General features: G+C 68.6%; 9 protein-coding genes. All 9 read right to left on the reverse strand.

What is annotated here, in order from left to right; genetic code table 11:
• Positions 1-6: 6 nt before the first annotated feature.
• On the reverse strand, positions 7-909 hold the full coding sequence (locus AB0D27_RS30565; RefSeq protein WP_362515291.1) for a hypothetical protein: 903 nt from the start codon (positions 907-909) through the stop codon (positions 7-9).
• Positions 910-1,004: 95 nt separating this feature from the next.
• Positions 1,005-2,657 (reverse strand): glucose-6-phosphate isomerase, encoded by a 1,653-nt coding sequence (gene pgi / locus AB0D27_RS30570; protein ID WP_362515293.1) that lies wholly within the window; start codon positions 2,655-2,657, stop codon positions 1,005-1,007.
• A gap of 69 nt (positions 2,658-2,726) precedes the next feature.
• The gene (locus AB0D27_RS30575) at positions 2,727-3,995 is read right to left on the reverse strand and encodes an MFS transporter (protein ID WP_362515294.1); all 1,269 of its coding nucleotides are present in this window, start codon (positions 3,993-3,995) and stop codon (positions 2,727-2,729) included.
• Positions 3,996-4,324: 329 nt separating this feature from the next.
• Positions 4,325-4,660 carry an RNA polymerase-binding protein RbpA gene (locus AB0D27_RS30580; RefSeq protein WP_003976875.1) on the reverse strand — a complete coding sequence of 112 codons (336 nt, stop codon included), beginning with the start codon at positions 4,658-4,660 and terminating at the stop codon, positions 4,325-4,327.
• A 236-nt stretch (positions 4,661-4,896) separates the two neighbouring features.
• On the reverse strand, positions 4,897-5,133 hold the full coding sequence (secG, locus tag AB0D27_RS30585; protein WP_362515296.1) for a preprotein translocase subunit SecG: 237 nt from the start codon (positions 5,131-5,133) through the stop codon (positions 4,897-4,899).
• Between the two features lie 251 nt (positions 5,134-5,384).
• Positions 5,385-6,161: a triose-phosphate isomerase gene (gene tpiA, locus AB0D27_RS30590; protein ID WP_362515298.1), complete on the reverse strand. Its 777-nt coding sequence runs from the start codon at positions 6,159-6,161 to the stop codon at positions 5,385-5,387.
• Between the two features lie 5 nt (positions 6,162-6,166).
• Positions 6,167-7,378: a phosphoglycerate kinase gene (locus AB0D27_RS30595; protein WP_362515300.1), complete on the reverse strand. Its 1,212-nt coding sequence runs from the start codon at positions 7,376-7,378 to the stop codon at positions 6,167-6,169.
• Between the two features lie 129 nt (positions 7,379-7,507).
• Positions 7,508-8,518, reverse strand: a complete 1,011-nt coding sequence (gene gap / locus AB0D27_RS30600) for a type I glyceraldehyde-3-phosphate dehydrogenase (RefSeq protein ID WP_362515302.1) — start codon at positions 8,516-8,518, stop codon at positions 7,508-7,510.
• Between the two features lie 190 nt (positions 8,519-8,708).
• The gene (locus AB0D27_RS30605; protein ID WP_362515304.1) at positions 8,709-11,666 is read right to left on the reverse strand and encodes a M14 family zinc carboxypeptidase; all 2,958 of its coding nucleotides are present in this window, start codon (positions 11,664-11,666) and stop codon (positions 8,709-8,711) included.
• Positions 11,667-11,794 lie beyond the last annotated feature (128 nt).

Consider the following 11,794-nt stretch of genomic DNA (forward strand, 5'->3'; position numbering starts at 1 on the left):
GCCGGGTCAGCTCCCGTACGGAGCTTGGCCGTACGGGAGCTGCGGGCCGGGCGGCCCGTAGGGATGGCCCTGCGGATACGGGGCGTACGGGTTCTGCGGGCCGGGCGCGTAAGGATTCCCTTGCGGCGGTACGTACCCGCCGGGCGGTGTGTACGCGGGGCGCGGCGGCGGCAGGGTCGCGGGATGGGCGCGCAGCCGGATCCCGTAGCGGCGCTTGAGTCGGCTCATCTCCAGCAGGGCGATCCCCGTGACGGTCATCGGCGCACCCAGGATGAAGACGATCCCCATCGTGAGGCTGAGGCCGTGCAGGTCGCCGGTGACGAGATCGGGAAGGGCCATCAGCCAGGTCGTCACCGTGGCGAGCAGCGGCGGCAGACACCGGTGCACGGCCGCCGTGCCGAAGAAGTTCCCGGACACCTGCACCGCTCCGTAGGCCACGAAGCCGGTCAGCCAGAGCGCGGTCAGACCGAGCAGCACCAGCATGAGGCCGCCGAGCGAGGTCGACGTCTGCCACAGGAACACCGTCCCCACGACGGTCCCGATGAAGAGCAGCAGCAGTTTGAGCGAGTTGAACAGGGACGTCCGCAGCTGGCGGACGGTCCCGGTGCGCCGCCACACGAAGAGCATCACGCCCACGGTCAGCGGTGTGATGAACAGCAGGACGGCGGACGCCGTCAGCATGTTCTCCAGCACTTCCGTGAAGTCGAACTTGCCCTGTACGAAGGTGTACACGCCGAACGCCGCGACCGCTCCGGCGATGACCCGCACCCGCTTGAGCCGCTCCACGGACAGATCGACGGACTCCGGGATCCACGCCGGGTGGAACACCGCCTTCGCCACCTGCTTGGGCTGCAGGAACGACCTCGCCGACAGCGTGCCGCTCGTCCAACTCCCCCGCGAACCAGCCACGTTCCGCTCCCCCGAGCCATCGCCTTCATGATCGCCCGGGGATTCTACGGGAAGCGGACGGACTCCCGCCGCCCGCTTCCCCGTATGCGGGCTCCCTACCGGCCGCGCAGCTCCCGGTACTTGGCGACAAGAGCCTTCGTCGACTCGTCCAGTCCCGACACCTCCGCGCCCTCGGTCAGCGCGGGTTCGACGCGCTTGGCGAGGACCTTGCCCAGCTCGACGCCCCACTGGTCGAAGGAGTCGATGTTCCAGACGGCGCCCTGCACGAACACCTTGTGCTCGTACAGCGCGACCAGCTGCCCCAGGACCGAGGGGGTCAGCTCACGCGCGAGGATCGTGGTCGTCGGGTGGTTGCCCTTGAACGTCTTGTGCGGCACCAGCTCGTCGGCCACCCCCTCGGCGCGCACCTCGTCCGGCGTCTTGCCGAAGGCGAGGGCCTGCGTCTGCGCGAAGAAGTTCGCCATCAACAGGTCGTGCTGACCGACCAGACCGGGCAGCAGGTCGGCGACCGGCTCGGCGAAGCCGATGAAGTCCGCCGGGATCAACTTCGTCCCCTGATGGATGAGTTGGTAGTACGCGTGCTGCCCGTTGGTGCCGGGCGTCCCCCACACCACCGGCCCCGTCTGCCACTCCACCTCACGTCCGTCACGGTCCACGGACTTGCCGTTGGACTCCATGTCCAGCTGCTGCAGATACGCGGTGAACTTGGACAGGTAGTGCGAGTACGGCAGCACGGCGTGCGACTGGGCGTCATGGAAGTTGCCGTACCAGATGCCCAACAGGCCGAGGAGCAGCGGCACGTTGGACTCGGCGGGGGCGCTCCTGAAGTGCTCGTCGACGAGGTAGAACCCGTTGAGCATCTCGCGGAAGCGGTCGGGGCCGATCGCGATCATCAGGGAGAGCCCGATGGCCGAGTCGAACGAGTACCGCCCGCCGACCCAGTCCCAGAACTCGAACATGTTGGCCGTGTCGATGCCGAAGTCCGACACCTTCCCGGCGTTCGTCGACAGCGCCACGAAGTGCTTGGCCACGGCCTCCTGACCGGCCTTCAGCTCGGTCAGCAGCCAGTCGCGCGCGGAGGTCGCGTTGGTGATCGTCTCGATGGTGGTGAAGGTCTTCGAGGCGATGATGAACAGAGTCTCGGCCGGGTCCAGGTCCCGTACGGCCTCGTGCAGGTCGGCGCCGTCGACGTTCGACACGAAGCGGACCGTGAGGTTGCGGTCGGTGAAGGAGCGCAGCGCCTCGTACGCCATCGCGGGACCGAGGTCCGAGCCGCCGATGCCGATGTTGACGATGTTCTTGATACGCCGGCCGGTGTGACCGGTCCACGCGCCGGAACGGACGCGCTCGGCGAAGTCGGCCATCTTGCCGAGCACGGCGTGCACCGCCGGGACGACGTTCTCCCCGTCGACCTCGATCACGGCGTCGAGCGGGGCGCGCAGCGCGGTGTGCAGCACCGCGCGGTCCTCGGTGACGTTGATCTTCTCGCCGCGGAACATGGCGTCCCTCAGCCCGAACACGTCGGTCGCCGCGGCCAGCTCGCGCAGCAGCCGCAGCGTCTCGTCGGTGACCAGGTGCTTGGAGTAGTCGACGTGCAGATCGCCGACCTGGAGCGTGTAGCCGGAGCCGCGCCCGGGATCCGCCGCGAACAGGTCCCGCAGGTGGGTGTCCCCGAATTCCTCGCGGTGCTTGGTCAGAGCGGTCCACTCGGGCGTCTGGTTGAGCCTGGTACGGCTTTCTGCGTTCATCTCGGACTTCCGCCTTCTTTCCTGCCTGTGCTGCGCACCTTGCCCCGCTGCCGGTTCCAACCTAATTGATCAGGGCTTGACGTGAGCGGTTGTGGCGCCGTCGTCCGGCTCAACAACAGATACGTCCGGCTTGACCGCGGGTATCAGCGAGATGACGGCCAGGGCGAACAGCACGGCCGCGAACAGCGCCGGCCCGTTCAGCCCGTACGCCGTCGCCACCGCGCCGCCCAGCAGGGCGCCGAGCGGGGCACCTGAGGTCGAAGCCGTACGGAACGCGGAGCTAATGCGGCCCACCATCTCCCGGGGGCTGCGCTGCTGCATCAGCGTGACCTGGTTGACATTCCACACCATGTTCATCAGGCCGAGGAGCGCCATGGCCACGACCAGGGCTCCCAGGTGACGGACGGTACCCATGAGCACCAGCGAAGCCGTCTGGACGCACCCGCCCAGCAGCAGGCTGCGGGCCCGCCCCACCCGGCGGGCGATGGGCTGGGCCGCGAAGCCGCCGCAGAAACTGCCCGCCGAGTACGCCGTCATCGCCGCCGCGTATCCCGCGTTCCCCGTGTGCAGCCAGCGGGTCACATGCAGCACCAGGGTGGCGATGAGCGCGCCCATGCCGATGTTGCACAGCAAGGTGGCCGTGCAGGTCGCTCGCAGCACCCGGTCGCCCCACAGGGCGCGCAGGCCCTCGCCTATCTCCGCCCGCAGGGTGTTCCCGGCCGGACGCGGCTCCCGCTCGGGCGCCCGGACACGCAGGGAGGCCACCAGCGCGGCGGCAAGCAGATAGGAGGTCGCGTCGGCGGCGAACGGCACGGCGGCCCCGACGGTGAGCAGCAGCGGCACGAAGGGGCCGGCCAGCAGGCCTCCGGCGAGCTGCTGTCCGGTCATCAGCCGGGCGTTGGCGCCGCCGAGACTTTCGCGGTCCACCAGAGACGGCAGCAGGGCCGTGGACGCGTTGTCGAAAAGCGTCTGGAGGGTGGTGAGGGTGAAGGCGAGGGCGATCAGCAGGGCGATCGACGCCTGCCCGAGCCCGACGGCCAGGGCGAAGCCCGCCACCAGTGTGCCGCGCAGGGTGTCCACCGCCCACATCGCACGCCGCTGGTCCACGCGGTCGGCGATGGCCCCGCCCAGCAGCCCGAAGAGGAGCCACGGGAGGTAGCCGCAGGCCGTGACGGAGGCGATGACGAGCGGATCGTCGGTGAGCCGCACGGCCAGCAGCGGCAGCGCCGCACCACGCAGCGCGTCCCCGAACCGCGACACCACGGCCGCGCTCCACAACCGCCCGAACCCCCCGCGCCACGCGGGCGCCCGCACGCCCGCCACCTCAGCCGTCGTCACAACGCCCCCTCCGGTTCCGCCACTTCAAGAACCGTAGAGGGCGCCACTGACAATCGGCCGCCGAGCGGGCGGGGCATGGCCGGAGATCCGGCGACGGCACGGAACCCGCGCACGAAACGGCGCGGGCAGCGCGCTCGGCGAGCGGCGGCAGCGCACCCCCAGGCCAGCGACGGCAGGGCACGGCCCGGCGAGCGCCGGCAGCGCACCCCCAGGCCAGCGACGGCAGGGCACAGCCGGGCGAGCGCCGGCAGCGCACAGCCCGGCGAGCGGCGAGGACCGCGAAACAGCTCCGGCCAGGCGCACTCTGGCGCCCGGCCGGTTCTCAACTCCTAGATCTCGCCTCGCAGTTTGGCGAGCGCCTCGGCGAGGATCGCCTCACCGTCCGCGTCGCTGCGCCGCTCCCGTACGTACGCCAGATGCGTCTTGTACGGCTCGGTGCGCGGCGGGTCCGGCGGGTTGTCCCGGTCCTGTCCGGCGGGGAAGCCGCAGCGCGGGCAGTCCCAGGTCTCGGGAACCTGCGCGTCGCTGGCGAAGCTGGGCTGCGTCTCGTGCCCGTTGGAGCACCAGAAGGAGATGCGCAGCCGGGGCGCGGACTCGCCGCGCTCGGCCTCGCCCATCGGCCCCGCCCCGACCCGGCTTCCTCGGATCGCGTTGCCACTTGCCACGGTCGTAACTCCCTGCGTAATGGTGCCGCGAAGCGAGTCGGCGTGACGCTTCGCTGCGAGCGCCTCAGTCTACGTAAGGCCCAACGCGCGTCCAGTGATTGGAGTTACCTCCCCACCCCTAGACGCAAGCCCCATGATAGGCCGCGCCCGCGGGCGCGTACCGGACATGGGGCCTTACGTGCGGAATGTGCTTGCGTAATGTGCAGTTGTGCTGCCGTACCGATGTCGGTCGGAGATCAGTTGTTGACCTTCATCACGATGCCGAGCACGACAATGGACGCGAACCAGAGCAGACCGATCAGCAGGGTGATGCGGTCGAGGTTGCGCTCGGCGACCGAAGAGCCGCCGACGGACGACTGCATGCCGCCACCGAACATGTCGGAGAGGCCGCCGCCCTTTCCCTTGTGCATCAGCACCAGCAGCATCAGCAGCAGGCTGAAGACGATCAGGGCGATCGAGAACCCCAAAACCACGGCTGGACCAACTTCCTCGGAACTGGATGGACGACGGGGGTCCGGTGCCACCGCACCAGACCCCCGCAAGGGTACGACGAATCGCCGCTACCGCATACTCACAGCTTGCCGGTTCGCCTCCGGGGCGCTCGAAGCCGGTGTCGAGAGGCCGACCGTGCTCAGCCCTTCGGGCCTCCGCGCTCCCCCACGCTCGGCTCCGCTCGAGCGGGGGGACCCCCATGCCCTCTCGACACCGTCCGCGCCCCTTCGGCTCACTGGTCGCGGAACCGGACGATCTTGACGAACTCTTCGGCGTCGAGCGACGCACCGCCGACCAGGGCGCCGTCGATGTCGGGCTTCGCCATGATCTCGGCGACGTTACCCGACTTCACGGAACCGCCGTACTGGATGCGGACCTGGTCGGCCAGCTCCTGCGTGTACAGCTCGGCGACCTTGCCGCGGATCGCCGCGCAGACCTCCTGGGCGTCGTCGGCGCCGCAGACCTTGCCGGTGCCGATGGCCCAGACGGGCTCGTACGCGATCACGATCGACTCCGCCTGTTCGGCCGGGAGGTCCTTGAGACCGCCCTCGACCTGCGCGAGCGTGTGCGTGACGTGGTTGCCCGCCTCCCGGACGGCCAGCTCCTCGCCGACGCACAGGATCGGGGTCAGACCGTGCTTGTAGGCGGCCTTGACCTTGGCGTTGACGAGCTCGTCGGTCTCGGCGTGGTACTGGCGGCGCTCGGAGTGCCCGATGACGACGTACGTGCACTTCAGCTTGGCCAGCATCGAGCCGGAGATCTCGCCGGTGTAGGCACCTGCGTCGTGCGCCGAGACGTCCTGAGCGCCGTACTTGATCTTGAGCTTGTCACCGTCGACCAGGGTCTGCACGGAGCGCAGGTCGGTGAAGGGCGGCAGGACGGCGACCTCACAGGCCTCGTAGTCCTTGTCCGCCAGGGCGAAGGCGAGCTTCTGGACGTGCGCGATGGCCTCGAGGTGGTTGAGGTTCATCTTCCAGTTGCCCGCCATCAGCGGCGTGCGCGTGCTCATTGAGGTCAGTCCTCCAGTGCGGCGAGGCCGGGGAGCGTCTTGCCCTCGAGGTATTCGAGGGAGGCGCCGCCACCGGTCGAGATGTGGCCGAATGCCGTCTCGTCGAAGCCCAGGATGCGGACGGCCGCGGCGGAGTCGCCGCCGCCGACGACCGTGAAGGCCGGGGAGTCGAGGAGGGCCTGGGCGACCGCCTTGGTGCCCTCGGCGTAGTCGGGGTGCTCGAAGACGCCCATCGGTCCGTTCCAGAAGACGGTGGCCGCGTCGGCGAGCTTCGAGGCGTACTGCTTGCGGGTCTCAGGACCGATGTCGAGACCCTCCTGGTCGGCCGGGATGGCGTCCGCGGCGACGGTGGTGGGGTTGGCCGGGGCCTTCGTCTTGAGGTCCGGGAACTCAGGGGCGACGAGGACGTCGACGGGGAGGACCAGCTCCACGCCGTTCTTCTCCGCGCGCTCGATGTACTCCTTTACGGCCGGGACCTGGTCCTCCTGGAGGAGGGAGATGCCGACCTCGTACCCCTTGGCCTTGAGGAAGGTGTACGCCATGCCGCCGCCGATGAGGAGACGGTCGGCCTTGCCGAGCAGCTGGTCGATGACGGCGAGCTTGTCGGAGACCTTGGCGCCGCCGAGCGCGACCACATAGGGGCGCTTGACGTCCTCGGTGAGCTTCTTCAGGACGGCGACCTCGGTGGCGATGAGGTAGCCGGCGTAGTGCGGCAGGCGGGCCGGAAGGTCGTACACGGAGGCGTGCTTGCGGTGCACCGCACCGAAACCGTCGCCTACGTAGACATCGGCCAGGGCCGCCAGCTGGTCGGCGAACTCGGCGCGCTCGGTGTCGTCCTTCGACGTCTCGCCGGCGTTGAAGCGCAGGTTCTCGATGACCGCGACCTGGCCGGGCTGCAGGCCGTTCACGGCGTCGTGGGCGGCGGGGCCGACGGTGTCCTGCGCGAACGCGACGGGCGCGCCGAGGAGTTCACCAAGGCGCTCGGCGGGCTGCAGCAGGGAGAACGCCGGGTCCGGGGCGCCCTTGGGACGGCCCAGGTGCGAGGCGACGACCACCTTGGCACCCGCCTCGGCGAGGGCCTTGACGGTGGGCAGCACGGCGCGGATGCGGCCGTCGTCGGTGATGAGGCCGTCGGCCATCGGCACGTTCAGGTCGGCGCGGACGAAGACCCGCTTGCCGTCCACGCCTTCGGCGAGAAGTTCGTCGATCGTCTTCATAAGGGGACTCCTAAGGAAGGCTCTTCAGATCCGGGAGGGCTGATCGATCACTACGTAGCACAGGGCTCGGACAGCGCGGCCTTGCGCTGCCCGAGCCCTGTGCTCACATCGAGGTGCCTGCTCCGGGACTTAGAGCTGGCCGCCGACGAAGACCGTGAGGTCGACGAGGCGGTTGGAGTAGCCCCACTCGTTGTCGTACCAGCCGAGGATCTTCACCGTGTTGCCCTCCTGAACCATGGTCAGGAGGGAGTCGAAGGTGCAGGAGGCCTGGTCGCCGACGATGTCCGAGGAGACGATCGGGTCCTCGGTGTACGACAGGTAGCCCTTGAGGTCGCCGTCGTCGGAGGCCTTCTTGAACGCGGCGTTGACCTCGTCCTTGGTGACCTCGCGCTGCAGCGTCACGACCAGGTCGGTGGCCGAGCCGGTCGGGACCGGGACGCGCATCGCGATGCCGTCCAGCTTGCCCTTGAGCTGCGGGAGGACCAGGGCGGTGGCCTTGGCGGCACCGGTGGTGGTCGGGATGATGTTCTCGGCGGCGGCGCGGGCGCGGCGCAGGTCCGAGTGCGGGAAGTCCAGGATGCGCTGGTCGTTCGTGTACGCGTGGACCGTCGTCATCAGGCCCTTGACGATGCCGAAGTTCTCGTCGAGAACCTTGGCCATCGGCGCCACACAGTTGGTGGTGCAGGAGGCGTTGGAGATGACGTGGTGGTTGGCCGCGTCGTACTTGTCCTGGTTGACGCCCATCACGATGGTGATGTCCTCGTCCTTGGCCGGAGCCGAGATGAGGACCTTCTTGGCGCCGCCGGCGATGTGCTTCTCGGCGTCGGCCTTCTTCGTGAAGATGCCGGTCGACTCGATGACGATGTCGACGCCCAGCTCGCCCCACGGGATGTCGGCGGGGTTCCGCTCGGAGAGCACCTTGATGGTGTGACCGTCGACGGTGATCGTGTCGGCGGTGTGCGTCACCTCGGCCTTGAGGCGGCCCAGGATGGTGTCGTACTTCAGCAGGTGAGCGGTGGTCGCGGTGTCACCCAGGTCGTTGACAGCCACGATCTCGATGTCTGCACCCTGCTCCAGCAGCGCGCGGAAGTAGTTACGACCGATGCGGCCAAAGCCGTTGATGCCTACGCGGATCGTCACGAACCGATCTCCTCGTTAGGTACGCCGGCTCAGATGCCGGCGAGTTGTATGGGATGTCCCCGACCGCCTACGACCCTACCTCCCTGAGGCGCCCGGGGTGACATCGAGAGGGCCGTACACGGCAGGGCGATCCGTACCCACCAGTAGGAGTACGGACCGCCCGTGATGTTCACGTGATCGTCATGCCGGGTCAGCCGCGCAGGGCCGCGAATGCCTTCCCGATGAGCGCCGTGCGGTCGGCCGCCGCGGTGACGTGCTCCAGGCCGAAGCCCAGGAGCACGGTGTCGTCCGTGGTGACCGCTCCATACGTCTTGAAGAGCTCTCCATAGCGCGCCCAGTCCTTGAGGACGGCCGGGCTGCCCGCGGGCGGTCCGGGAACACTCCAGGGGCCGAGAGAGCTCTCGAAGCCCTCCGTTCCGGTGGCCGTACCGCCGACGACGAGGGAGGTGTCGTCTACGAGGACCCCGTGGCCGCCGGTGTTCGGGTCGGTGATGTAGCCGATGGAGACCTCGACGGACTTTCCGGCGTACGCGCTCAGGTCGAAGTTGACCTGCTGCCAGCCGTCGGAGGCGCCCGTGAAGCTGTTCCACGAGCCGCTGGTGCCGGTGCCCGTGCAGCCGGCGGAGCTCACGGTCAGATACCGCTTGATCCAGGGGTGCTCCCTGGCGAAGAATCCGGCCTCACAGTCCGCGGGAACCGCCGTGCTGGTGGCACCTCCCGCCTCCGGGAGTGTCGTCCAGTCGTCGGCCCCGGACGTGTGGATCTCGAGCACCGCGTGGTCGTAGCCGGGCTCGGTGTCCCACAGGAGCTGGGAACGCAGCGTCGGCTTGTTGGCCGCGCTGACACCGGTGAGGTCGATGGTGCGAGTGAGTCGCTTGTAGGCGTCGTCCGTGTGCACCGCGGCGGCCATGTAGGAGCCCGCGTACGGCCCGTACGGGTTCGCGGTCCCGGCGAATTGACCGGCTCCCGCGCTGATCGCGAACTGTGGGTACGTCGCCGCGGGCAGCGAGTCCGAGGTGACGCCGTAGGTGCCCGCCGCGTTCAGCGGGTTGCCGGGCGCGTCGCCGAGCGCTCCGGTGGCGCCGGAGAGGTTCCCGGAGCCGTTGAAGCCCGTGGCCCCGGGAGTGGACGTACGGGAGTAGGCGCCCAGGTAGTACTGGCTGAAGTCGTTAGAGAAGGTGCCGCCGCCGAGGTCGACGCTGCCGCCGGCCAGCTCGCCCGCCTCGATCAGCTTGCCGCCCTCGTTCAGGAAGGCGCGCAGCTGCAGCTGGGTGGCATTGCCCGGCCGTACACCGCCGGTGTAGTGGACGACCGTCTTGAAGTGGTCCAGCACACCGAGCGCGTCCGGTGCGCCGAGGGTCGCGACGTCCCAGACGAGGGCCTTCTTGCCGTTGGCCTTCAGCGCGTCGACGTACGTCTGGGCCTGTGTGGCGGTCGCGCCCTCCTCGGCGACCACGAGCGTGTCGGCGCGCGGCCGTTCGGCGACCGTGTACGTGAAGTGCGTGCTGGAGGTGGGTTTTCCCCTCTTCGTCTCGCCGGTGAACCAGACCTCGACCTTGTCACCCGGGTCGCCGTCCTGGACCTTGGCGCGGTACTCGTCGAAGTAGAGGTTGTCGTTGCCGCCGTAGGTCTCGCCGCCCTTCCAGGCCTTGAGCGCCATGTCTTGCGTACGGCCGCCGTTGACGCGGTACTTGAGCTCCTTGTCGCGTACGGACTCGCGTACGACGACGGAGACCTTCTGGTCGGCGCCGCGGGAGTACGACGTCGGGAAGGCGGCGGGGGTGAAGTCGGGGGCCTCGAGGCCGACCGAGGAGGACGGCTGGTCGGGGTGGGCGGCGGTCTCGGCGACGGAGAGCGCGAACGGGATGTTCTTCTCGAACTCCTGCTCGATCAGTTTCTCGTCGTCCGGGAAGGTGAAGACCGAGGCGCAGTCGGCCGCGTTCCAGGCGTCGTTCGGGTCGAGGTTCGACGTGGTCTGGCAGGTCGACATCTCGGGGGTGAACATCGCCATGCCGTTGACGTTGCCCGCGTGTCCGTCGGCCTCGCCGTTGGTGGTGTAGAGCTCGGAGGAGACCTGCGGACGGTAGCCCGGGATCGCCGACTTCTCGGGCGTGCCGGCGAGCGCCTTGTAGAGCACGTCGTCCGGGGTCGGCGTCGCCACCTGCCAGCCCACTCCGTAGAGGAGCAGTTCGGCGGCGGAGTGGTAGTTGATGCCGTACGTGAAGCCGATGCGCTTCTCGAAGGCGTCGAGGGCCTTGGTCTCGGGCTCGGAGCTGGGGCCGGTGCCGCGGTAGGTCTCGCTGGTGGGGTTGGGGGACGAACCCTCGTCGTCGTAGCCCCACTTGTAGGCGAAGTTGCGGTTGAGGTCGACGCCGTCGCCGGTGGAGATGACGCCGTCGCCGTTCACGTCCCGCAGGTTCTTGCGCCACTGGCGGGCGTCAGCGTCCTTGAACGTGTAGTCGTAGCCGTCGGGGTTGGCAGACAGGACGAACCACAGTTCGGTGGAGTCGACGATCTTCTTGATGCGCTTGTTCGTCGAGTAGTTGTCCAGGTAGTAGTGCATCAGACGCCGTGTCATCTCGGGCGTGATCCACTCGCGCGCGTGCTGGTTGGACAGGTACAGCACGGACGGCTTGGCGCCGTCCTTGGTCTTCTTGGCGCCCTTGGTCAGTTTGAGCGCCAGGATGTCCTGGCCGTTGATCGTCTTGCCGATGGAGACGACCTTGGTGAGGTCGGGATGCTCCTGGCCGGTCTTGACGATCTCCTCCTGGAGATTGCCCTTGCCGCTGTACGGGCGGAACACGCCCTGCGCCGCGTCCTCGACACGGTCCTCGGCCTTGGCGGTGAGCGTGTGCTCGGTGAGCTCGACGCCCTGTTTCTCCAGCTTCTTGGCCTGCTGGTCGGTGACGTAGACCTCGACCGTGCTCTTGCCGTTCTTCCAGGTCGTGTCACCGAGTTCATGGCCGTCCTGCCCGGCCGCGAGCAGCAGGGGTATCTGCTGCTTCGTGACCTCGGCGCGGAACACCTTCACGGCGTTCGCGTCGGGCTTGGGTGAACTGCCGCTCTGCGCCTGGGCGATGGGCGCCATGCCCGCACCGCCCAGCAGGAGCGCGCCGGTAGCGAGGATCGCTCTCGCTCTTCGTCTCATGAGCCCCCCTTGCACTGGTCCGCCACAGCAGCGAACAGATGCCAGGCTCATGACACTTCATGGTCAAGTCAAGGGCGCCTCAAGCAAGGACCAACGCCGGTGCCGACGCCCCAAGTGGGCGTCGGCAC

This window comes from Streptomyces sp. NPDC048415, assembly GCF_040651675.1.
In the GTDB taxonomy this organism is placed as follows: Bacteria; Actinomycetota; Actinomycetes; order Streptomycetales; family Streptomycetaceae; genus Streptomyces.

What these genes read in the sequence shown, in the direction of transcription:
- pgi (WP_362515293.1), bottom strand. Translation starts at nt 2,657, where the DNA reads ATGAACGCAGAAAGCCGTACCAGGCTCAACCAGACGCCCGAGTGGACC.
- tpiA (WP_362515298.1), bottom strand. Translation starts at nt 6,161, where the DNA reads ATGAGCACGCGCACGCCGCTGATGGCGGGCAACTGGAAGATGAACCTC.
- AB0D27_RS30595 (WP_362515300.1), bottom strand. Translation starts at nt 7,378, where the DNA reads ATGAAGACGATCGACGAACTTCTCGCCGAAGGCGTGGACGGCAAGCGG.
- AB0D27_RS30605 (WP_362515304.1), bottom strand. Translation starts at nt 11,666, where the DNA reads ATGAGACGAAGAGCGAGAGCGATCCTCGCTACCGGCGCGCTCCTGCTG.